Genomic DNA, 21,940 nt, shown 5'->3' with positions numbered 1-21,940 from the left:
TGCTATACATAATCGGTGGCGCCGCGAAAGGGGCCGAGCAGACACAAAATCGCCCTATTCCGAGCCGGAACGGGCGATTTTGTGTCTCGTCGGCGGAGCGGTCAGTTCATCCAGTCGGCCGAGCCGTCGTTCTTCTTGTAGTCGCCGCCGGTCGAGTTCTTCACGATGATCGGGTCGCCGGGCCCGAAGTTGTCGAAGAACCACCGCGCGTTGCTCGGGCTGATATTGATGCAGCCGTGGCTGACGTCGCGCTTGCCCTGGTCGTCCACCGACCATGGCGCGCTGTGCACGAAGTCGCCGACGTTGTCGAAGCGGACGGCCAGCTCGACCGTCACCTTGTAGCCGTACGTCGAGTTGACCGGGACGCCGTAGGTCGAGGAGTCCATCACCACCGAGGGCATCTTCTCCTGCACGTAGTAGGTGCCGTTGGGGGTCTGGTGGTTGCCGGACGTCATGCCCATCGACATCGGGATGGTCTTCTCCACGGTGCCGTTGCGGGTGACGGTCAGCTGGTGCGTGGAGTCGTCCGCCGTGGCCACCAGGGTGTCTCCGGTGTGGAAGCTCATCACAGTGCCGCCGGCGTCGACGGTCACGTCGGTGTGGGCGGGCCAGAAGCTCAGCGGGCGCCAGCGCAGCTGGGTCGGGGTCATCCAGTAGAACTTGCCCGGCACCGGCGGGGTCGACATCACGTGGACCGCGTCGATGGCCGCGCCGGCGTCGTCGACCCGGCCGGGGAAGTTGATGATGATCGGCTGGGCCACGCCCACCGTCGAGCCGTTCTTCGGGACGAACGAGGGCGGCCCGAACGGCGCCGTGCCGGTGAACGGGGTCGGGTTCTGCCCGGCGGCGGGACCCGAGGCCGCGGGCAGGGCGCCGGGGAACTGGAACGGCGGCGGCGCGAGCGGTTCGGCGGGCGGCGGCGCCGCGACCGCCGGCGGCGCGGGAGCCGCGGGGGGGTCGGCGGGCGCCGCGACGGTCCCCGGGTCGCCCGGGGCCGGGTCGGGATCGGCAAGCGCGGGCACCGCGCTCAGCACCAGGACCCCGCTCAACACGGAAGCTAATCCGGCCGCCTTCAGAGCCGCGAACATATGCATCCCTCCAGTCGATTACTCCGAAATAGTGTGGCATAGCGCGCACCCCCGCCACCCATTCCGCGACGGGCTGCGCACCGGTGTGCGGTCCGATCGGCCCTGCTGACCTGCGCAGCTATGAATTACGTGAGCTTGCCGGGGCGGGGTCGAGCATCTGCCGATTGGCCGCCATCCCGGCCAGCGCCGCGCCCATCAGGCCGGCCGAGGCGGTCAGCATCAGCGCGACGCTGCGCTCGTAGAGGAGTCCGCCCGCCAGGGAACCGGCCATGATGCCCACCTGAAAGGCCGTCACGTACAGGCCCGAGGCTCCGTCGGGGTCGTCGGCCCCGTTGCGCATCGCGGCGGACTGCAGCATCGGCGAGACGGCGGTGGCCATGGCGCCCCACAGCACGATGGCCCCGATCCCGACCAGCGCGACCGAATAGGAAGCCGCGGCGCGACCGCCGCCGAAGGCGAGCGCGGTCAGCACCACGAACGCGACGGTCAACCCGGCCATGCAGACGAGCACCGCGCCCCGGGGCCGGCGGTCCAGGGGCCGCGCCACCAGACCCACGGCGATCACCCCAGCCGCGCCGTAGGCGGCCAGCACCCAGGCGAGGTTCGGTCCGCGCACGCCGACGACCTCCCGGATGATCACGACGATGTAGGTGTACGACACGAAATGGCCGGTGACGCCGACCATGGTGATGACGCTGACGACGATCAGGGCGCGGTTGCGGTGGTGGCGCGCCCGCGGGCCCACGCATTTGAGCTGGTCGGCGGACAGCACCAGCTCGGGCAGCAGCAGCCAGGCCGCCAGGGTCACGACGGCCGCGGCGACGGTGACGCAGACCGCGGCCAGCCGCCAGCCCCACATCAGGCTCAGGGCGGCCGTGAGCGGGCTGCCGATCACCAGCGCCAGGCTGGTGCCGACGTAGATCGACATCGTGGCGCGTCCCGCGTGGCTCGGCGGCACCAGCCGGGTGGCGAGCGGCGCGATGATCGACCACAGCAGCCCGTGGGTGAGCGCGCACAGCACCCGCCCGACGGCCAGCACGGCGAAGTTGGGCGCCAGCGCCGAGATGAGCTGCGAGACGGTCAGGCAGACGAGGCTGACGACGAGCGCCCGCCGGCGCGGCCAATGCGCCGTCCAGCGCACCAGCGGAAACGTCGACAGGGCCGCCACCAGCGCGTACCAGGTCAGCAGGGTTCCCACCAGGACCACGCTGACCTGCAGGTTCCGCGCGATCGCCGACAGCGCGCCGACCGGCAGGATTTCCGCCGTTACGTATGTGAAGGCGGCGGCGGCCAGCACCGACAGCTGCGCCGCGACCCGTGGCGTCCACGTTCGCGCGGCGGTGGTGGCGGCTTCGACAGTCATAAGATCGGGTACGCAATCGGCCGGGCAAGGCTGCTTGGCGAGATCACGCTGCACCTACCGTACGCACCGCAACAATAGGTTCCCCGGAGTTAGCGGTTCAACACGCCTACCGAGAAGCGATCAGGAACGGACCAGGCGCGCGATGGCGGCCGAGGCTTCGGCCAGCTTGTCGTCGGCCTCGTCCCCGCCCTCGGCCACCGCCCGGGTCACACAGTGGTTCAGGTGCTCGTCGAGCAGGTTCAGCGCCACCGACCGCAAGGCGCTGTTGACCGCGCTGATCTGGGTCAGGACGTCGATGCAGTACTTGTCTTCCTCGATCATGCGGGCGATGCCCCGCACCTGGCCCTCGATGCGCCGCAGCCGCTTGGCGTAGTTGTCCTTCTGCTGCGAGTATCCGTGCTCGGTCGTCATGCATCCATGCTACTTGGTACCCCGACGGGGTATGCCGGCAAATATCGACTTGGTCGCGCCGCGCATACTTGCACGATGGCCCCTGACATCAAACCCCGCAGTCGCGAAGTCACCGACGGTCTGGAGAAGGCCGCCTCTCGTGGCATGCTGCGCGCGGTAGGCATGGGAGACGAGGACTTCGCCAAGCCGCAGATCGGGGTGGCCTCGTCGTGGAACGAGATCACACCGTGCAACCTGTCGCTGGACCGGCTCGCCAAGGCGGTCAAGGAGGGGGTGTTCTCGGCCGGCGGCTACCCGCTCGAATTCGGCACGATCTCGGTGTCCGACGGCATCTCGATGGGCCACGAGGGCATGCACTTCTCGCTGGTGTCGCGCGAGGTGATCGCCGACAGCGTCGAGACCGTGATGCAGGCCGAGCGCTTGGATGGGTCCGTGCTGTTGGCCGGCTGCGACAAGTCGCTGCCCGGCATGCTGATGGCCGCCGCCCGCCTGGACCTAGCCGCGGTGTTCCTCTACGCGGGCTCCATCTTGCCGGGGGTGGCCAAGCTCTCCGACGGCAGCGAGCGCGAGGTCACCATCATCGACGCGTTCGAGGCCGTCGGGGCCTGCGCGCGCGGGTTGATGCCGCGCGAGGACGTCGACGCGATCGAACGCGCGATCTGTCCGGGCGAGGGCGCCTGCGGTGGCATGTTCACCGCCAACACCATGGCCAGCGCCGCCGAGGCGCTGGGTATGTCGCTGCCGGGCAGCGCGGCGCCCCCCGCCACCGACCGGCGCCGCGACGGGTTCGCCCGGCGCAGCGGCCAGGCCGTCATCGAGCTGCTGCGCCGCGGCATCACCGCGCGCGACATCCTCACCAAGGAGGCGTTCGAGAACGCTATCGCGGTGGTGATGGCGTTCGGCGGCTCCACCAACGCGGTGCTGCACCTGCTGGCCATCGCGCACGAGGCCGACGTGGACCTGTCGCTCGAGGACTTCAGCCGGATCGGATCGAAGGTGCCGCATCTGGCTGACGTCAAACCTTTTGGTCGCCATGTGATGTTCGACGTCGACCACATCGGCGGGGTTCCCGTGATCATGAAGGCGCTACTGGACGCGGGCCTGCTGCACGGCGACTGCCTGACCGTCACCGGCCAGACCATGGCCGAAAACCTCTCGGCCATCGCCCCGCCCGATCCGGACGGCAAGGTGCTGCGGGCACTCGACAACCCGATCCACCCGACCGGGGGGATCACGATCCTGCGCGGCTCCTTGGCGCCCGACGGCGCGGTGGTCAAGTCCGCGGGCTTCGACTCCAACGTGTTCGAAGGCACCGCAAGGGTTTTCGACGGCGAGCGCGCCGCGCTGGACGCCCTCGAGGACGGCACCATCACCAACGGTGACGCCGTGGTGATCCGCTACGAGGGCCCCAAGGGCGGGCCCGGCATGCGCGAGATGCTCGCCATCACCGGTGCGATCAAAGGCGCCGGGCTGGGCAAGGACGTGCTGCTGCTGACCGACGGCCGATTCTCCGGCGGCACCACCGGCCTGTGCGTCGGGCACATCGCTCCGGAGGCGGTCGACGGCGGACCGATCGCCTTCCTGCGCGACGGCGACCGAATCCGCCTCGACGTCGCCAACGCCACACTCGACGTCGTGGGCGATGAAGCTGAATTCGCTTCTCGTCGTGAGGGTTTCACACCCCCGCCGCCGCGCTACAAGACCGGCGTACTAGCCAAGTACGTCAAGCTGGTCGGCTCGGCGTCGGGCGGCGCAATCTGCGGCTAGGCCCGCGTGGCCGCCTCGCGCGTGCGCATGCCGAAGTAGGTGGCGTTCAGGCCCAGGAGGGTCAGCAACGCGCCCGCAACGACATTCGACCAGATCATGCCGCCGGTTGCGGTGAAGCCGGGCAGCACCCACGGCGCGACGACGAGCCACGCGCCCAGCACAGGGAGCGTCCACGTCATGCCGTGGGCGCGATCCAGGGCCGTCGCGAATCCGTAGGCCAGGAACGCCACCGCGATCCCGACGATCAGGTCGGACGTGGCGAGCGACGCCGTTCCGCTGAATCCCACCAGCCACGGTGAGGCGGCCACATACAGGCCGGTCAGCAGGGCCAGTCCGAAGGTGACATGCGCGCTCGTCGACTCGGCGACGCGCTCGTAATTCGCGCGCAGGGCCAATAAATCGGGGTGGTGATCGATTGATGAATGGACCGTACTCATTTTGTGACCTTTCTGTTATGCAGCAAGCCTTTTGAGCTTGGCTGCACCCATCCATCCGCTGTCAAGATTACGCTCGGACGTCACCCAATTCGAGAGACCGCGTAGCGTCGTGGACATGGACATCGCGGACCGGCTACGGCTCGACGTTCCGGTGGCGCAGGCCGGAATGGGCGGTGGCATAGCCCAGGCGGCGCTGGTCGCCGCGGTCGCCGGCGCCGGGGGCCTCGGCACCCTGGGCATCGCCACCGCTCGCCGGCTACGGGCCTCGATCGATGAGGTGCGCGAGCGGGCGCCCGGGCGCGCGGTCGCGGTAAACCTGTTGATGCCCTTCCTCCATCGCAAGCACGTCGCGGTCTGCGTCGACGCCCGCGTGGACGCCGTCGTGCTCGCGTTCGGCGAAAAGCGGGGGCTCGTCGAGCACCTGCGCGAGGCGGGCATCTTCGTGTTCGTGATGGTCGGCACCGAGGCGCAGGCCCGGGCCGCGATCGCCTGCGGCGCAGACGGTTTGATCGCCCAGGGACGCGAGGCCGGCGGCCACCTCGTCGGAACCATGCCCGCGTTGGATTTCCTGCCCCGGGCCCTGACGGCGGCCGGGCAGCGCCCGGTGTTCCTGGCCGGCGGCATCGCCACCGCCGCCGACACGCGCGCCGCGCTGGACGCCGGGGCGGTAGGTGTCGTCGCCGGCACCCGGTTCCTGTTGACGCACGAGGCTAACGCGAGCCGCGAATACCAGCGACGAGTCATCAACGCGGACAAGACCATCGAGACAGACCTGTTCGGCCTGAGCTGGCCGCTGCGCCACCGTGTCGTGCCCAACGCGGCGACCCGCCGCTGGTGCGGGGCGGACGGGAAGGCCAAGGCCCTGCCCGCGGCCCTCAACGCGGCCAGCCGCCCGCTGTCGGTGCTCGGCTATTTCGACGCGGGCGCGCTGATGCGGCTGCAGTCGCCGGGCCGGCCGTTCTTCACCCCGCTGGTCCCGGTGGCCGGCGTGCCCGATTCGTGGCTGGACGGCGCCGCCCTGTACGCCGGCGAAACCGCCTTGCGCATCGGCGAACTCACCTCCGCCGCACAGGCGGTCGACGACCTCACCCCGCGGTGACGGGCTAGCGCACCACAGCCATCGCGAAGCCGTCCCAGTGCTTGGCCCCGACCGTCTGGATCACCGCGGTGTCCAGCCGCGGGTGCTCGCCCATCAGCTGCAGCGTCCGGCGCGTCGCCCGCACCCGCTCGTCGTCGCACTCGGGATCCAGGATGCGGCCCTCGCGAATGACGTTGTCCAGGACGATGACCGAGCCCGGGCGGGCCAGCCGGACCGCCCACTCGAGATACGCAGCGTAGTTCTCCTTGTCGGCGTCGATGAACACCAGGTCGAAGGGGCCGCCGGTCAGCGTCGGCAACGTGTCGAGCGCGGCGCCCACGATCACCTCCACGCGGTCGGCCACCCCGGCGCGCTGCAGGTTGGCGCGCGCGACCTCGGCGTGCCTGGGCTCGTATTCCAGCGTCACCACCCGCCCCTGCGGGCCGGCGCCGCGCGCCAGCCAGATGGTGCTGAAGCCGCCCAGTGTGCCGATCTCGAGGACGCGCCGCGCCTGGACGGCACCCACCAGCAGGCACAGAAACTTGCCCTGCTGCGCCGACACGGCGATCCGGGGTAACCCGGCCGCGTCGCTGGCCGCGAGGGCCGCGGCCAGGGCCGGGTCCTCGCCGACCACGGTGTTGTCCAAGAATGCGTCGACGTCCTGCGGGGTCGGTTTTTCGGTCATGACGCCACGCTAGGCCGAGGTATTTACCGGATACCCATAGGGGGTATACAGTGACGGTGTCCACGAAACACAGGAGGGTGATCGAAGATGGCCGAGTACGACGCGGGAACGTTGCTGAGCTGTGGTCACGAGGGCTGCGGATGTCGCGTTCGCATCGAGGTTCCCTGCCACTGCTCCGGCGCGGGTGAGCCGTACCGCTGCACCTGCGGGGACGAGCTGAGGCCGGTGGAGTAGCCCCCAGCCCCCGCTATCAGCGCCCGAACGCGCGACCGGCCAACTCGACCCGGGCCTCCAGCCGGAGGTCCGCGGCCGAGGCACCGACCGCCACCGCGTGGACGCCGGGTTCGACGCGCCAGGTTTGCGCGGCGCCGTCGTAACGGGCGAGTAGGCGCGGGTCGGCCTCGACGGTCACCCGGCGGCTTTCGCCGGGCTCGAGCTCCAGGCGCTGGAATCCCAGCAGCCGCAGGCATCGCTCGCCGGGGGCCGCGGTCAGGTAGAGCTGCGGGACGTCGGCCCCGGCGCGGTCGCCGACGTTGGCCGCTGTGAAACTCGCGGTGACGCTGTCTCCGCCGGTGACCGCAATGTCCCGGTATTCAAAGCTGGTGTAGGACAGGCCATGTCCGAACGCGAACATCGGTGCCAGGCGGTTCCTGGCGAACCAGCGGTAGCCCACGTCGGCCCCTTCGAAGTAGTCGAGCGTCGTCGGCGTCCCCCACGGCGCGTCCGGGTGGGGCAGCTCCGGCCGCGGCGTCTGGCCCAGGTCCACCGGGAAGGTGATCGGCAGCCGACCCGACGGATTCACCTGCCCGGCAAGGATTTCCGCGATCGCCCGGCCGCCGGCCTGGCCCGGATACCAGGCCTGCACGATGGCGTTCACCGAGTCCCGCCACGGCATGGCGACCGGGTTGCCGGTCTGAAGTACCACGACGGTGTTGGGGTTGGCGGCCGACACCGCGGCGATCAGCGCGTCCTGGCCCCACGGCAGCGAGAGGTCGGCGCCGTCGAAGCCCTCGCCTTCGGCACGGACGGCGAAGACGATCGCGATGTCGGCCCGCCGCGCCGCCCGCGCCGCCTCCGCCGGTGTGAGGCCGGGATCGAAATCGATCTGCGTGCGGGGAAGTTGGCCGCGCAGCTCGTTCAGCGGGCTCGACGGCAGCAGGTACAGGTTGCGTAACCCGGCCTCCAGGCCCGGGCCGCCGATCGGGATCACGCCGGCGTAGCCGCCCGGCGGCACGACGGCGCTCGAACCGTAGCCGGCCGCGACGCCCAGCTGCGCGTATCCGCCGATGACGGCGATGCGCGCGGTCGACTCGGGGGCGATGGGCAGGACCCCGCCGTTGGCCAGCAGCACTATCCCCTGCCGCGCGATTCGCAACGCGATGTCGTTGTGCGCGTTCATATCCGGTTCGGGCGCGGCTTCGCGCCGCTCGATTCCGACCGCGAACATCGACCGCAGGATCCGCCGGACCATGTCCGACAGGCGCTCGGCGGGCAGCCTACCGTCGGCGTGGGCGGCCCGCAGGCCCGCCCCGAACGCCTCCGCTTGCCACAGCAGCGCGTCGATCTGCGCGCCGCACTCCTGGTCGAGGCCGGCCAGCGCGCATTCCCAGCTGGGCGTCCCGCCCCAGTCGGACATGACCCAACCGCGGTATTCCCAGGCGCCTTTCAACACCTGTTTGATCAGGGCGTCGTTGGCGGCGGCGTAGTCGCCGTTGACCTTGTTGTAGGCCGCCATCACTGCCCCGGGCGAGGAGCGCTCGATGGCGATCTCGAAGGCCAGCAGGTCGGATTCGCGATGCGCGGCGGGATCGATCACCGCGTTCAGCCAGTGCCGGTTGGTCTCGTTGCAGTTCAGCGAGTAGTGCTTGACCGTCGAAATGACGCCCTGCTCCTGGATCCCGTTGACCGACTCGGCCGCGAGTGTCCCCGTCAAAAGCGGGTCCTCGGAAAGGTATTCGAAGTTGCGGCCGTTGCGCGGGTCGCGCGCCAGGTTCATCGCGCCCGCCAGCTGCACGTTGAACCCGCGGCTGCGCGCCTCCCGGCCGATCACCTCGCCGGCGGCGCGGGCCAGGGCGGGGTCGAAGCCCGCGGCCAGGGCCAGGCCGGCCGGCAGCGCGGTGGCGGTGTCGCCCGGACGGTAGCCGGGGTTGGTGACGCCGAGGCCGGCGTCGCTCATCAGCAGCGCGGGGACGCCGAGCCGCGGAACCCCGGGCGCGTACCCGGCGCTCATCGGGACGCCCGGCGGGATGCGTTCGTCGCGCAGCGGCCACAGCTCGCCCGCGCCCATCACCCCGACGATCAGCGAGAACCGCTCGTCGTCGGTCATCTGGGCCTCGACCTCGCGCGCGTGAACGTCGGGATCGCTCATCGCACACCCTCTTTCGCGTAGACGACCCGCAGCACGTGACCCAGTTCGGGTCCCATCACCAGTTCGGCCAGCTCGCAGATGGTCGCGACGAACTCCGGGCCGTGCGCCGGCTCGGCCCGGCACAGATGGTGCGCAACCTCGTGCAGGACGACCAGCTCGCGCAGCGCCCAGTCGGCGGTGTCGCGGTCGGGAACCGCGATAGTGCCCGCACCGCCACGGTTTTCGTAGTGCGCCGCGGTGGCGGCCCGCCGCGCGCGCACCCGCAGCGGCGACACGCCGGGCCAGCGTCGCCGCACCGACGGCAGCGCGAGCACCTCGTCGACGTAGCGCTGGACGGAGGCGACCGACCCGAATCTCCCCTCGGGCGGCAGCGTCAGCTTGGTGCCGAAGAACTCGACGGAGGGCGACCCGTGCTCGGCGGCGCGGTCGAACAGCGTGCGGACGAAGTCCTCGGCCGCATAAACCTTGGCGCGCTGCGAGTCGCGGGCCGTTGTCACTGGCGCAATGCGCTCCGGGCGCCGGGCAGTTCGGGGCTGTTCCCGAGCCGCGCCCGCCGACCGGCCCGGTCCCCCGCCCGGCGCGCCGCCGACGAGTACCCCGCGGTCGCGCGGCTGACCTGATAGGTGCCGCGGGCCTTCGACGCGCCGCGGTAGAAGTCGCGCAGCTCGAGTTCCTTGTCGCGCAACGCGATCGCGGTGCCGGGCGGGCGGCGGCGGTCCCTGGTGGCCTCGCGCGTGGCCTCCTCGCGGGCCTCGGCGAGGCGCTGACCGACGCGCGCCCCGAACGCGAGCTGAAAGTTGAGGCGGGCGGTGATCGTCGGCGTGGGGCGGTGCGCGCCGGAGGCCAGGTAGGCGTCCGACGCCCGCACCATCTGGACGACCAGGCTGGCGTAGAGGGCGTGGGTCGCGTCGATGTCCTCGGCGAACCCGTAGGCGTAGACGAACGTGGAGTTCGACGCCACGTCGCAGCGCACGTCGTTGGCCAGGGCGATCACCACGAAAAGCTGCACGTAGGTCCGCAGCCCGCGGGTGCCGGCCGCGCCGATCGTGATGGTCCGCTGCGTCGGGGCCTGCGCCGGCGAGCGCTTGGCGGCGTGCGAGCGCGCCACTGCCAGGTCGATGGCAGCCGCCGTCGCCAGCCGTTGCGCGGCGCTCAGGAAGGCGTCCGCCTCGTGCGCGTTGTCGGTCCCCTCGGCCTGACGCAGCAGCGCGGCGATGCGGGCCAGCATCTTGTCGTCCGTCATAGGCGCCAAACTAGCGCAGCCAGACGACACGTCGCCTACAGCCGGGCGGTGATCCAGGAGACCACGTCGCCGAGCACCTGCTCGCGCTCCGGCTCGTTGAAGACCTCGTGGTATAGCCCGGGGTAGACCTTCAGCTCGACGTCGGCGGAGCCCACGCATTCGACCAGGCGGCGGCTGCCGTCGACGGGGATCAGCCGGTCGTCGGAGCCGTGCACCACCAGCAGCGGCGCCGTCAACGCCGGTGCGCGCTGCGGCATGGTCTGACCGACCTCCAGCAGCGCGCGCCCGACGCCGGCCGGGACCTTGCCGTGATACACCAGCGGATCGGAGTTGTAGGCCGCCACCACCGCGGGATCCCGCGAGATGGCGTCGACGTCGAGTTCCTGGACGGGCAGGCCGGGCACGACGACACCGAGCACCTTGGCGGCCAGGATCATCAACGGGGACACCAGCTCCTGGGCCGCCACCGCCGGGGCCGAGAGCACCATCAGGTCGTAGTTGTCCGGGCGTTCGACGCCGTAGGCGAACACGATCCCGCCGCCCATGCTGTGACCGAGGACGATGCACTTGAGGCCGGGATGCTCGCGCGTGGCGATGCCGACCAGGGTGTCGAAATCGGTCGTGTACTCGGAAATGTCCCGCACCAGCATCCGCTTGCCGCCGGAGCGGCCGTGGCCGCGGTGGTCCAGGGCGTAGGTGACCAGCCCGGCGGCGCCGAAGCACTGCGCGACGTGGTCGTAGCGGCGGGCGTATTCGCCGAGGCCATGGGACAGCACGACGACTGCCCGGGGCGCGGCCTCCGGCGTCCAGACGTCGTAGACGATGCGCACGCCGCCGAGGCCGTCGAAGGTCCGTTCAGTGCGCGTAGTCATCAGGAGAAGCGTAGTGGCTCGGGCCGCGCGCCGGTGTCGGAGCCACTGCGTAGGCTCGTTCAGTGTGAAGGTGCTCACCGAAAACTCTCAGGGCGGCCCCGGGGCCGGCGGGGACTTCTCGACCGACGCCGAGCCGTACCGTCGCGAACTGCTCGCGCACTGCTACCGGATGACCGGGTCGCTGCACGACGCCGAGGATCTGGTGCAGGAGACGCTGCTGCGGGCCTGGAAGGCCTACGACCGTTTCGAGGGCAAGTCGTCGATGCGGACCTGGCTGCATCGCATCGCCACCAACACCTGCCTGACCGCGCTGGAGGGCCGGCAGCGCCGGCCGTTGCCGACGGGGCTGGGGGCGCCCAGCTCGGACCCGACCGCGGAGCTGGTGGAGCGCCAGGAGGTGCCGTGGCTGGAGCCGCTGCCGGAGCTGACGGACGACCCGGCGGACCCGTCGGTCATCGTCGGGTCGCGCGAGTCGGTGCGATTGGCGTTCGTCGCTGCGCTGCAACATCTTTCACCCCGCCAACGGGCGGTGCTGCTGCTGCGCGACGTGCTGCAGTGGAAGGCCGCCGAGGTGGCCGAGGCGGTCGGTACCACAACCACCGCCGTCAACAGCCTGCTGCAGCGGGCCCGTGCCCAGCTCGAGACCGTCGCGCCCAGCTCCACCGACCGGTTGACGCCGCCCGATTCGGCCGAGGCCCAGGACCTGCTGGACCGCTACATCGCGGCGTTCGAGGCCTACGACATCGACCGGCTGGTCGAGCTGTTCACCGCCGAGGCGATCTGGGAGATGCCCCCGTACACCGGCTGGTACCGCGGCCCGCGGGACATCATCACGCTCATCCACCAGCAGTGCCCGGCCGAACATCCCGGCGACATGCGCCTGCTCCCCATCGTCGCCAACGGCCAACCCGGGGCGGCCATGTACATGCGCGCGGGTGACGTGCACGTGCCGTTCCAACTGCACGTCCTCGACATCAGCGACGGCCGGGTGTCGCGGGTGGTGGCGTTCCTCGACGGCGCCCTCTTCGAGAAATTCGGGTTGCCCGCTACCGTGTGACGATGGCGAATCCCCCGCTCGTCACACCCGCGCCCGGGCAGCCGCTGCTGTTGTTGGGCGGCTTCGACATCGCCGAGTTGGGCTATGTCGCCGAGGAGTTCTTCGTCTCAGGAACCGCCACGTCCTACGCGCCCACCACCCCGCTGGGTCCCGACGGCGGGTGGGACGTAACGTCCAGTGGCACCGCCGAATACACCACGCGGCTGGTGGCGCTGACCCCGACCGACCCGACCCGGTTCAACGGGACGGTGCTGGTGGAGTGGCTCAACGTGAGCGGCGGCATCGACGCACCAGCCGTGTGGATGATGGCCCATCGCGAAATCCTTCGCGCGGGATACGCCTATGTCGCGGTCTCGGCCCAAAAGGTGGGGGTCGACGGCGGCGGCGAGAACCTGCTGGGCTTCGACATGTCGCTGAAGAGCCAGGACCCGGCGCGCTACGCCGCGCTGGGCCACCCGGGCGACGAGTACTCCTACGACATCTTTTCCCAGACGGGCGAACTCGTCCGCAACGGCCTACTCGGCGATCTGCCGGTGCGCCACGTGGTCGCGGTGGGCGAGTCGCAATCGGCCATGTTCCTCACGACCTACGTCAACGCCGTCGATCCGCTCGCCCAAAGCTACGACGGCTTCCTGGTGCATTCCCGGTTCGGGTCGGCCGCGCCGCTGGACGGCGTTTCGGTCTTCGACGAATCACAACTCGACGTGCCCGACGCTGTCACGTTCCGCGCCGACCTGCGCGTCCCGCTCATCACGATCATCACCGAGACCGACCTGTTCGGCGGCCCGCGGGAAGGCTATTACTTCGCGAGGCAGCCCGAAGGCCACCGGCTGCGGGTCTGGGAGATCGCCGGCGCCGCACACGCCGACAACTACACCATCCAGGTGGCGCCGATCGACGACGGCTCCGCGCCGCTCGATGCCATCGTGGCCGCCTACGCGCCGACGAACACGCTGATGGGCCAGCAGCTGGAGCACTACATCAACTTCGCGCCGCAGCACCATTACGTGGTGCAGGCGGCGCTCGCCGCGCTGCACACCTGGGTCCGCACCGGCGAACCGGCGCCGACGGCCCCACAGATCGAGGTCCACCACGGCGAGCTGCCCCGGCCCGTTCTCGATCACCACGGCCTGGCCCGGGGCGGCGTGCGGACCCCGTGGGTCGACGTCCCGATCGCCCGGACGTCCGGCATCGCCGAGGCCGACAGCATCATGGCGGCGATCTTCGGCTCCGGCGAACCGTTCGACGCCGCGACGATGGACCGGCTCTACCCGGGCGGCACCGAGCAGTACCTCGACGGCTTCACCGCGGCGCTCGACGCGGCGATCGGCTCCGGGTTCATCCTGCCGGCCGACCGCACCGAGATTCTCGAGCTCGCCGCCGCGATGTACCCCCGGAACTGAAGGGCGCGTTCAGTTTTCGGCGGACAGCACGTCGCGAACCGCGGCGTCGGCGGCGCCGAGCAGGTCCGGGTCTATGCCGGCGCGGCCGCGCACCAGAACCGTGGCGCAGTTGGCCGGCGGCAGGCCCTCGGCCGGGCATAGGCCGTCGGGGAGCTTGCCGATCATCGGCAGCAACGCCAACCCGAGGCCCGAGCGCACCGCCGCGTAAAGTCCCGACAGGTCACCGCATTCGGCGGCGATCTCGTAAGGCACGCCGTGTTTTTCGAGGATCGAGAAGGCCGGCTCGCGCAACGTGCACGGCTCGGCGAAGATCACCAACGGCAGCGGGTCACCCCGGCGGGCGACGAACGTGCGCGCCGAAACCCACCTCAGCTGTACGACGCCCGACGCATTGGCGCGATCCAGGCCCGACCCGTCGAGCATGATCGCCAGGTCCAGCAACCCCCGGTCGAGGGCGTCCGCCAGCGAGACGTTGCGGTCGAGCCGGAACCGCGGCCGCCGGTCGGGAAGCCGCTCGCGCAGGACGCTGGTGAGGGCGGGCAGCATCACGTCCGCGCCATGCTCGGTGGCCCCGACCGTCAGCAACCGGTGTTCGGTGGCCCCGAGGTCGTCCAGCGCCGCGTCGTGCGCGGCTAGGATCGCGCGGGCGTGCCCCAGCACCTTCTGTCCGACTTCGGTGAACAAGACACCCCGGCCGGAGCGTTCGACCACCGGCCCGCCCACCACGGTCTCCACCTTGCGCAGATGCTGGCTGACGGCGGACTGACTCAGGTGCAGCGCGGCGGCGGCCCGGTGAAATCCGCCACAGTCGGCGACCGCGACGAGGCTGCGCAGCGGTGCGATATCGAGGACCTGAGCCATGCGGCGAATGCTAGTCCGATCAGTAAAGATGATCAATCAATCGCGGTTATCCGCTGGAAATCGGTATCCCTTAACCACCTCCGATAAGCATTAGTGATCGATTCCGATCGCTAATAATCGTTGGACGGCATGGGTCGGCGTCGACGACCATGGGGGCATGGACCTGCCGCGCATGCCGTTGACCACCGCCTCGGCGGTCACCCTCACCTACGCGATCGGCTACCCCATCGGCGCGCTCGCGGTGGGAGCGATGACCCCGATGGCCGTCCTGGTGCTGCGATTCGGCCTGGCCGCAATCATTCTCGCGTCCTGGGCCGCGCTGGCCAGGACGGCGTGGCCGCGGGGAGCGCAGTTCGGGCACGTCGTCGTCGCGGGTCTGCTCATCCAGGCCGTGCAGTTCTGCTGCCTCTACGAGGCGCTGCTGCTCGGCGCGCCGGCGGTGCTCTGCGCGGTGGTCGTCGCGATGAACCCGGTCACCACGACGATCCTGGCCGCGATGTTCCTGCGCGAACGGCTCGGCTCGCGACGGGTGCTCGCCCTGGCCCTCGGTGTCGTCGCGGTGCTCGCCGCGTGCGCCAAGAGGTTGCTCAGCACGCACGGCGTCGACCCGGTCATCGCGCTGCTGGTGGTTGCGCTGCTTGGCCTTTCGGCCGGCGGCGTGTACCAGCAACGGTATTGCGGCGGCGTCGACTTCCGCGCGATGAGCGCGGTGCAGAACGCCGTGGCGCTGATTCCCGCGACGGCGCTGGCGCTGCTGACGCCCTTCGCGGTGCACGACGCGGGCCAGGCCGCCGTCGCGGTCACCGGCATGGTGCTGCTCAACGCCACGCTGGCGGTCAGCATCTACCTGCGGGCCATCAGCCTGCACGGGGCGGCGGCGGTGGCGATGCTGTTCGCCGTCATCCCCGCGGTCGCCGCGGTGCTGTCCTGGCTGATGCTCGGCCAGCGCCCGGACGTCGGCGTCGCGGTCGGCCTGCTCGCCGGGGGCGTCGCGTGCTGGCTCAACAGCGGCACGTCACGGCCGCCCCGCGAGGCGCCGCAACGCCCCGATCCCGAACCCGTGCGGTCAGAGCTGAAAGAGGCGGCTGTCGGGTGACGGGCCCGGCGCCGGGCGGACCAGGCCGGCGCCGGTGATCAGCGGCAGATCCAGCGCGGACAGCAGGCCCGGCCGCGCCGCGCACACCGCCGGGATGGCGTTGACCATCCGCGACGCGCCGGCGACACGAGCGCCGAGGTCGTGGTCGCGGTCCTCGGCCATCTCGAATTCGCAGCGCATGGCCGGGGACCCCTCGATTTCGACGCGGTAGAGGCCGCGGCCGGACGCCGCCCCGTAGCCGAGGTCCTTCGGCGCGATGCGGATGTGCGGCTGCGGCCAGTCCGGGGCGACGTCGTCGCGCATTCGCGTCACGTGATCGACGACGAACGTCGCCTTCTCCCCGACGTAGCCGGTCAGCGTGGAGCGCATCGCCGCGATGGTGCCGGCCGCGATGTGGCCGGTGGGCGTGTCGAACGACTCGGTCGCGGCGACGCGTTCGTTGTTCTCCTCGACGCGGTCGATCTTGACGCCGAGCCCCGCGGCCAGCTGGTGCAGCACCGGGCCCCAGCCGAACGTGAAGACCCCCGGTGTCGCCGCCAGGGCCTGGTACTCCGGCGGCTTGCCGAACCCGAGGATCTCGTAGACCGCCGCCCGGTCCGGGTAGGTGGCGTAGTTGAACATCTCGGTCACCCGCACCGACTCGATCACCCGCGATACCCCCGAAAGCGCCAGCGGCAGAACGTCGTTGGCGAAGCCGGTGTCGATCCCGGTGGTAAAGAACGACACGCCGCCGTCGAGCGCGGCGCGCCGCAACGGATCGGTGAACGCACGGTCCACGCCGTCCGGATAGGCCAGCGGCACCACCGAACACGACACCACGTTCTTCCCGGCCCGCAGGATCGACGCCATGTCCTCGACGGCCTCCAGCGGCCGCAGGTTGGCACCGGCCGCGTACACCACGGCGTCGGCGGCACCGGCCAGCATCGGTGCCGGGTCCCGGGTGGCGACCACCCCCACGGGCGCGGCGCCGCACAGTTCGCCGGCGTCGCGACCCGCCTTGACGTCGCTGTGCACGACGACGTCGACCAGCTCCAGCTCCGGGTGGTCGATCACCCCGCGCAGGGCGATGACGCCCATCGAACCCGGCCCCCAAACCCCCACCTTCAACACCACGTATCTCCTATTATTAGGACACTTATCATTAGATTTCGGACGGATCGTATGGAGGAGCGCGTGGGTGCGTCAACCGCCAAGTCACCGCCCACCGCCCGCGTGATGGATGTGCTTGGCGCCCTGGCGGATTCACCGAGCGGGCGCACGTCGGCCGAGCTTGCGAAGGCCTGCCGGATCAGCACCTCGACCTGCGCCCTGGTGCTCGCCGAGCTGGAGCGGCGCGGCTGGGTGGCGCGGCACCAGGACCGCCGCTACGTGCTGGGCAGCGGCCTGTTCGGCCTGGTGCACGGACTGCGCACGCAATTCCCCCTGCTGGACCGGGGGCGCGACGCGCTGCGCTTCCTGCACGACGCGCTCGGCGCGGGCTGCTCGCTGTCGAGGATCGGCGAGCGCCACCTCACCACCGTCGACGCGGTCGGCCACGGCACCGACGGCGAACACGCCGTCGGGCAACGCTTCCCCATCGACCCGCCCTTCGGGCTGGTCGCCATGGCCTGGCGCGACGACGTTTTCGTCGACGCCTGGCTGCACCGCGTCACGCCCCGGCTGACGCGGGCCGAGGTCGCCCAGCACCGCCGGGTGCTGGCCGACATCCGCGCCCGCGGCTACGGCGCGTGGCGGTTCGACGACACCCACCGGTCGCTACACCGCCGGCTGGCCGACGTGCTGGCGTCGCTGGAGCCGACCGCGCAGGTGGCGAGGCAGCTGACCACGCTGATGACCATGGTGACGCTGCGATCCGTCATCGATACGCTCGAAACCGATTTGGCGTCAACGGAATTCGTCGTGCTGCCGATCTTCGGCCGGGGCGGCCAGCCGGAGTACCAGATCGAGATCCACTTGGGGCGCCCGGCCGGGTTGACGCTGGAGGCGCTCGACGCCGAGCTGCGGCGCGCGCAGGAAATGTTGGCCTAGGTTGAATTGCCAGCCTCCTCAACGGTCCGCAAAAGCGGACCGCATCGTCGCCTGGCTAGGCTGGACCCCATGCCCGCCACCACGGAGATCCGGCGCGCGGCCGACCGGGCCGTCACCGCGACACCCTGGCTGAACTCGCGGCATTCGTTCTCGTTCGGCGACCACTACGATCCCGACAACACGCACCACGGCCTGCTGCTGGTGAACAACGACGACATCGTCGAGCCGGGAACGGGATTCGACACCCACCCGCACCGGGACATGGAGATCGTGACGTGGGTGCTGAGCGGCGAGCTGACCCACCGGGATTCCGCGGGTAACCAGGGGATCATCTATCCCGGTCTGGCCCAACGCATGTCGGCGGGCCGCGGCATCCTGCACTCGGAGAAGAACGATTCCCGCACCGAGCCAGTGCATTTCGTGCAGATGTGGGTGGTTCCCGACGAGCCCGGCATCGACCCGAGCTACCAGCAGCACGAGATCGACTCGGGGCTGTTGGGCACCGGACTTGTGACCATCGCCTCAGGCATCCCCGGCAATGAGGCGGCCATCACGTTGCACAACCGCAACGCCGCGCTGCATGCCACGCGGCTGGAACCGGGTGCCTCGGTGAGCCTGCCGCGGGCGCCCTACCTGCATCTATTCGTCGCGCGCGGCCGGGTCAACGCCACCGAAATCGGCGAGCTCGAACGCGGCGACGCGGTCCGATTCACCGACGCCGGCGGCCCGCGGGTGACGGCGAGCGAGCCGTCGGAACTGCTGATCTGGGAGATGCGTGCACAGTTGGGCGGCTGAGAAGACATAGAGTGGGCACGACAGACAGGAGCCCGCATGTCTCAATCGCAGCCGCGGCACGCGGCGCCCAACCCCAAGCGGAACATCAAGGCAGTTCGGACGGTGCGGTTCTGGGCGCTACCCGTCGTCGTCACGCTGGCGCTGATGTCGGCGCTGTGCGCGCTTTACCTCGGGGGCATCCTGAACCCGATGACCAACCTGCGCCACTTCCCGATCGCCGTGGTGAACGAGGACGCCGGGCCGGTCGGCGCGCAGATCACCGACGGGCTGGTTGCGGGGTTGGACAAGAACAAGTTCGACGTCCGGGTGGTTTCCCACGACGAGGCGCAGCGGCTGCTGGACACCGCCCACGTCTACGGGGAGCTGGTCATTCCGCCGACTTTCTCGTCCAATCTTCATGAGTTCGGGGTCGCCGCGGTCGCGCCGGGCCGGGTGACGCGGCCCTCGGTCACCATCTCCACCAACCCGCGCGCGGGCACCCTCGGCGCCAGCATCGCCGGGCAGACACTGACGCAGGCGATGGCCGTGGCCAACGGCAAAGTGGGCCAACGACTTACGGCCGACGTCGCGGCCGAGACCGGGGGCGCGCCGCTGACCGGCGCCTCGGCGCTGGGCCTCGCCAGCCCGATCGACGTCAAGGCCGGCGTCTACAACGCGCTGCCCAACGGCACCGGCAATGGGCTGTCGGCGTTCTATTTCGCGCTCTTGCTGCTGCTGGCCGGCTTCACCGGCAGCGTCGTGGTCAGCACGCTGGTAGACGCGCTGCTCGGGTATGTGCCGGCGGAATGGGGCCCGGTATATCGCTTCGCCGAGCAGGTCAAGATCTCGCGATTCCAGACGCTGCAGCTCAAGTGGGCCATCATGACCTTGCTGGCGCTGCTGACGTCCGGGGCATACCTGGCCATCGCGCACGGGCTGGGCATGCCTATCCCGCTCGGCTGGCAACTGTGGGCGTACGGGGTGTTCGCGATCGTCGCGGTGGGCATCACGTCGAGTTCCATACTCTCGGTGCTGGGTTCGATGGGCCTGCTGGTCAGCATGCTGATCTTCGTGATCCTGGGGTTGCCGTCGGCGGGCGCCACCGTCCCACTGGAGGCCACGCCGCCGTTCTTCCGCTGGCTGGCCGAGTTCGAGCCGATGCACCAGGTCTTCCTCGGCGTCCGGTCGCTGGTGTATCTCAACGGGCGCGCGGATGCCGGTCTGTCCCAGGCGTTGTGGTTGACGGGCATCGGCCTGGTCATCGGCCTGCTGCTGGGCGGGATCGTCACGCACCTCTACGACCGCAAGGGCTTCCACCGGATCCAGGGGGCGGTCGAGATGGCCATCGCGGCCGAACACCAGGCGCAGTACCGGGCGCGCGTGAACAAGCGCGAGAGCCCCGACCCGGAGCCCGCCGAGACCACGGCCGAGGAGCCCGCCGCCGAAATCGAAAGCCCAAGCGAGCAAGCGTAATTCGAGTGCGTCCCAAGCGTCACGCGTTCGTTATCGAAATTGACAGTGTGACTGGTGTGACTGATGCTATTGATGTTGCATAGCCATCAGTGCCGAAAGGTCCATCGTGCTGACGCCCCTCGCCAGCTTGCGCCGGCTGGCGGCCTGCTGCACCGCCGTGGTCGCGTGCGCGGTGCTGGCCAGCACCACGGGCCAGCCCGTCGCCCGCGCGGCTGACGGCCGCGACCTGCTCGCCGGCGCCATCGAGACCACCAAGGGCTCGTACCTGGTCTACAACTTCGGGCCCGGCCACCCCACGCCGATGCTCAACGCCGGCGGCAGCTGGTACGAGATGAACAACGGCGGGCACCTGATGGTCATCAAGAACGCCTCGGGCCGGCTCGCGCCGCACCTGCTGGTGGACAGCCACCAGGGCGACCAGGCGCGCTGCGAGAACAATCCCGGTGCGCGCACCGGCGAGGGGCTGTGGCAGGCCTCGGAGGTGTACGCGCCCCTGCAGGCGTGGCAGCGGATGGGGCAGCCGACGATCGCGATCAACGCCAACTTCTTTGACATCCGCCCTCAGAAGGGCGGGTCCTGGCGCCAGACCGGCTGCAGCTCACCGCTGGGCGCGTTCGTCGACAACACGCACGGCCAGGGCCGGGCGAACCAGGCGGTCACCGGCACCGTCGCGTACCCGGGCAAGCAGGGCCTGTCCGGCGGGGGTGAGAGCTGGAGCGCGCTTTCGACGATGATCCTGCCGGCGGGCGGCGCGCCATATGTGTTGCGCGCCAAGAACCCTCAGGACTACGACGTCGCCACCCCGGTGGTCGCCGACCTGCTGAACCGCAACGAGCGGTTCGTCGCGGTGTCGGGAATCGGCCTGCTGTCTCCCGGCAAGACGGGGCAGCTCAACGACGGCGGGCCCAGCGCGGCGCGAACGGCCCTGGCCTACGTGAAGCAGCGGGACGAGATGTACATCTTCGAGGGCGGCAGCTACACGCCGGACAACATCCAGGACCTGTTCCGCGGCCTGGGCAGCGACACCGCCGTCCTGCTGGACGGCGGCGGCTCGTCGGCGATCGTGCTGCGCCGTGACACCGGCGGGATGTGGGCCGGCGCCGGCTCCCCGAGGGGATCGTGCGACACCCGGGAGGTGCTCTGCGACTCCCACGAGCGCGCCCTGCCCAGCTGGCTGGCCTTCAACTAGCCTTTGATGGCAGCGACCCGCCTCGCCCGGCTTCGCCGCCCTCGCGATCGCCGCTAACCGTCGGTGGCCTTCGGGCCGAAGCGGAACATCAGCAGGCTGGCCGCCACCACCGCCGCCGTGACGGCGAACACCGGGGCGACGACGAATCGCGACATCGTCGCGCCCACCAGGGCTCCCGCACACATCGTGAAAACGACACTGAACCGCAGCTTTTCGCGTTCGCCCGTGCCGCCGGCCAGATGGCTGTCCAGGCCGAGGCTGACGATGGTCGACGTGAGCACGGTGGTGGAGAGTTCCTGGATGCCGAACTGGCGCGCGCTCGAGTGCTGCAGACCGAAGGTCACCGCCAGCAGGCCGATCATGATCAGCTTGGTGTTGTCGTGGTAGTGCAGCACGCCGGCGCCGGCCAGAATCGACAGGGCCACCAGCAACACGATTTCGGTTGCCAGCACCGTGCTGATCCAGGACCGGGTCCGTCGGTCGAAATGCCTTGCCAGCCGGCCGCTGACGATCGTGGTGCAGACAAAGGTGGGCAACGCCACCACGACCGCCGTCAGGTCGATGCTGGTTCTCGGGGCCAGCCAGAAGCCGAGGAAGATCACGTTGCCGGTCATGTTCGCCACAAAGACGTGACCGAGGACCAGGATGCTGATCGCGTCCGCGAGGCCGGTGGCGAAGGTCAGCAACAGCAGCGCCGCGACGGTCGAGCGATCGGAGACCGGCGACGCAACGGGCATGGGTGAGTGG

22 protein-coding genes are annotated in these 21,940 nt (G+C 70.2%); 10 read left to right on the top strand and 12 right to left on the bottom strand.

Annotation, left to right across the window (positions count from 1 at the left end; all coding sequences use genetic code 11):
• Nucleotides 1-101 precede the first annotated feature (101 nt).
• The 3 genes from AC5Y7V_RS03070 to ricR all read right to left on the bottom strand — a co-directional run bounded on the left by AC5Y7V_RS03070 (nucleotide 102) and on the right by ricR (nucleotide 2,862).
• Nucleotides 102-1,088: a L,D-transpeptidase gene (locus tag AC5Y7V_RS03070; protein ID WP_499878563.1), complete on the bottom strand. Its 987-nt coding sequence runs from the start codon at nucleotides 1,086-1,088 to the stop codon at nucleotides 102-104.
• Between the two features lie 118 nt (nucleotides 1,089-1,206).
• Entirely contained in the window at nucleotides 1,207-2,451 is a 1,245-nt protein-coding gene (locus AC5Y7V_RS03065; protein ID WP_499878562.1) for an MFS transporter, read from the bottom strand.
• A 120-nt stretch (nucleotides 2,452-2,571) separates the two neighbouring features.
• On the bottom strand, nucleotides 2,572-2,862 hold the full coding sequence (gene ricR, locus AC5Y7V_RS03060; protein ID WP_067005235.1) for a copper-sensing transcriptional repressor RicR: 291 nt from the start codon (nucleotides 2,860-2,862) through the stop codon (nucleotides 2,572-2,574).
• Between the two features lie 75 nt (nucleotides 2,863-2,937).
• On the opposite strand from ricR, the gene ilvD reads away from it, so the two are divergent.
• Nucleotides 2,938-4,629 (top strand): dihydroxy-acid dehydratase, encoded by a 1,692-nt coding sequence (ilvD, locus tag AC5Y7V_RS03055; protein ID WP_499878561.1) that lies wholly within the window; start codon nucleotides 2,938-2,940, stop codon nucleotides 4,627-4,629.
• On the opposite strand, the gene AC5Y7V_RS03050 is transcribed toward ilvD, so the two are convergent.
• Nucleotides 4,626-5,066, bottom strand: a complete 441-nt coding sequence (locus AC5Y7V_RS03050; protein ID WP_499878560.1) for an SPW repeat protein — start codon at nucleotides 5,064-5,066, stop codon at nucleotides 4,626-4,628. The genes ilvD and AC5Y7V_RS03050 overlap by 4 nt on opposite strands.
• Nucleotides 5,067-5,181: 115 nt before the next feature.
• Between AC5Y7V_RS03050 and AC5Y7V_RS03045 the strand changes: the two genes are divergently transcribed.
• Complete coding sequence (locus AC5Y7V_RS03045; protein ID WP_499878559.1) at nucleotides 5,182-6,165, top strand: nitronate monooxygenase; 984 nt, start codon at nucleotides 5,182-5,184, stop codon at nucleotides 6,163-6,165.
• Between the two features lie 4 nt (nucleotides 6,166-6,169).
• Here AC5Y7V_RS03045 and AC5Y7V_RS03040 read toward each other — a convergent pair whose 3' ends face one another.
• On the bottom strand, nucleotides 6,170-6,829 hold the full coding sequence (locus AC5Y7V_RS03040; RefSeq protein ID WP_499878558.1) for an O-methyltransferase: 660 nt from the start codon (nucleotides 6,827-6,829) through the stop codon (nucleotides 6,170-6,172).
• Nucleotides 6,830-6,916: 87 nt separating this feature from the next.
• Here AC5Y7V_RS03040 and mymT point away from each other — a divergent pair, with 87 nt between their 5' ends.
• A complete protein-coding gene (mymT, locus tag AC5Y7V_RS03035) occupies nucleotides 6,917-7,063 on the top strand; it encodes a copper-binding metallothionein MymT (protein WP_081665563.1) in 147 nt (48 codons plus the stop codon).
• A 16-nt stretch (nucleotides 7,064-7,079) separates the two neighbouring features.
• Here mymT and AC5Y7V_RS03030 read toward each other — a convergent pair whose 3' ends face one another.
• The 4 genes from AC5Y7V_RS03030 to AC5Y7V_RS03015 are packed head-to-tail and all read right to left on the bottom strand — an operon-like array spanning nucleotide 7,080 to nucleotide 11,315.
• Nucleotides 7,080-9,197, bottom strand: coding sequence for a beta-glucosidase (locus tag AC5Y7V_RS03030; RefSeq protein WP_499878557.1), 2,118 nt, complete (start codon nucleotides 9,195-9,197; stop codon nucleotides 7,080-7,082).
• Nucleotides 9,194-9,694 carry a TIGR04338 family metallohydrolase gene (locus AC5Y7V_RS03025; protein ID WP_499878556.1) on the bottom strand — a complete coding sequence of 167 codons (501 nt, stop codon included), beginning with the start codon at nucleotides 9,692-9,694 and terminating at the stop codon, nucleotides 9,194-9,196. The genes AC5Y7V_RS03030 and AC5Y7V_RS03025 overlap by 4 nt, the downstream gene beginning before the upstream one ends.
• On the bottom strand, nucleotides 9,691-10,440 hold the full coding sequence (locus tag AC5Y7V_RS03020) for a DUF2786 domain-containing protein (RefSeq protein WP_499878555.1): 750 nt from the start codon (nucleotides 10,438-10,440) through the stop codon (nucleotides 9,691-9,693). Before AC5Y7V_RS03020 ends, AC5Y7V_RS03025 begins: the two co-directional genes overlap by 4 nt.
• Nucleotides 10,441-10,475: 35 nt before the next feature.
• Complete coding sequence (locus AC5Y7V_RS03015; protein WP_499878909.1) at nucleotides 10,476-11,315, bottom strand: alpha/beta hydrolase; 840 nt, start codon at nucleotides 11,313-11,315, stop codon at nucleotides 10,476-10,478.
• Between AC5Y7V_RS03015 and AC5Y7V_RS03010 the strand changes: the two genes are divergently transcribed.
• Both AC5Y7V_RS03010 and AC5Y7V_RS03005 read left to right on the top strand, forming a co-directional pair.
• Nucleotides 11,263-12,369, top strand: coding sequence for a sigma-70 family RNA polymerase sigma factor (locus tag AC5Y7V_RS03010; RefSeq protein ID WP_499878554.1), 1,107 nt, complete (start codon nucleotides 11,263-11,265; stop codon nucleotides 12,367-12,369). The genes AC5Y7V_RS03015 and AC5Y7V_RS03010 overlap by 53 nt on opposite strands.
• Before the next feature lie 2 nt (nucleotides 12,370-12,371).
• On the top strand, nucleotides 12,372-13,772 hold the full coding sequence (locus AC5Y7V_RS03005) for an alpha/beta hydrolase domain-containing protein (protein WP_499878553.1): 1,401 nt from the start codon (nucleotides 12,372-12,374) through the stop codon (nucleotides 13,770-13,772).
• A 9-nt stretch (nucleotides 13,773-13,781) separates the two neighbouring features.
• Here AC5Y7V_RS03005 and AC5Y7V_RS03000 read toward each other — a convergent pair whose 3' ends face one another.
• Nucleotides 13,782-14,633: a LysR family transcriptional regulator gene (locus AC5Y7V_RS03000; RefSeq protein ID WP_499878552.1), complete on the bottom strand. Its 852-nt coding sequence runs from the start codon at nucleotides 14,631-14,633 to the stop codon at nucleotides 13,782-13,784.
• 172 nt (nucleotides 14,634-14,805) lie between these two features.
• Between AC5Y7V_RS03000 and AC5Y7V_RS02995 the strand changes: the two genes are divergently transcribed.
• Entirely contained in the window at nucleotides 14,806-15,729 is a 924-nt protein-coding gene (locus tag AC5Y7V_RS02995) for a DMT family transporter (RefSeq protein WP_499878908.1), read from the top strand.
• Here AC5Y7V_RS02995 and AC5Y7V_RS02990 read toward each other — a convergent pair.
• Nucleotides 15,700-16,839, bottom strand: a complete 1,140-nt coding sequence (locus AC5Y7V_RS02990; RefSeq protein WP_499878551.1) for an NAD(P)H-dependent amine dehydrogenase family protein — start codon at nucleotides 16,837-16,839, stop codon at nucleotides 15,700-15,702. The genes AC5Y7V_RS02995 and AC5Y7V_RS02990 overlap by 30 nt on opposite strands.
• A gap of 105 nt (nucleotides 16,840-16,944) precedes the next feature.
• On the opposite strand from AC5Y7V_RS02990, the gene AC5Y7V_RS02985 reads away from it, so the two are divergent.
• From AC5Y7V_RS02985 to AC5Y7V_RS02970, 4 genes are all read left to right on the top strand, one after another.
• Nucleotides 16,945-17,757 (top strand): MarR family transcriptional regulator, encoded by an 813-nt coding sequence (locus tag AC5Y7V_RS02985; RefSeq protein ID WP_499878907.1) that lies wholly within the window; start codon nucleotides 16,945-16,947, stop codon nucleotides 17,755-17,757.
• 69 nt (nucleotides 17,758-17,826) lie between these two features.
• Nucleotides 17,827-18,552 carry a pirin family protein gene (locus tag AC5Y7V_RS02980; protein WP_499878550.1) on the top strand — a complete coding sequence of 242 codons (726 nt, stop codon included), beginning with the start codon at nucleotides 17,827-17,829 and terminating at the stop codon, nucleotides 18,550-18,552.
• Nucleotides 18,553-18,588: 36 nt separating this feature from the next.
• Complete coding sequence (locus AC5Y7V_RS02975) at nucleotides 18,589-20,004, top strand: YhgE/Pip domain-containing protein (protein ID WP_499878549.1); 1,416 nt, start codon at nucleotides 18,589-18,591, stop codon at nucleotides 20,002-20,004.
• Nucleotides 20,005-20,083: 79 nt separating this feature from the next.
• Nucleotides 20,084-21,193 (top strand): phosphodiester glycosidase family protein, encoded by a 1,110-nt coding sequence (locus AC5Y7V_RS02970; RefSeq protein WP_499878906.1) that lies wholly within the window; start codon nucleotides 20,084-20,086, stop codon nucleotides 21,191-21,193.
• Between the two features lie 53 nt (nucleotides 21,194-21,246).
• Here the strand turns inward: AC5Y7V_RS02970 and AC5Y7V_RS02965 are convergent, their stop codons facing one another.
• Nucleotides 21,247-21,930: a YoaK family protein gene (locus AC5Y7V_RS02965; protein ID WP_499878548.1), complete on the bottom strand. Its 684-nt coding sequence runs from the start codon at nucleotides 21,928-21,930 to the stop codon at nucleotides 21,247-21,249.
• Between the last annotated feature and the right edge of the window lie 10 nt (nucleotides 21,931-21,940).

It is taken from the genome of Mycobacterium sp. NGS34, assembly GCF_059812845.1.
The sequence above is the reverse complement of the archived record's forward strand: the minus strand, read 5'-3'. Positions and strand labels throughout refer to the sequence as shown.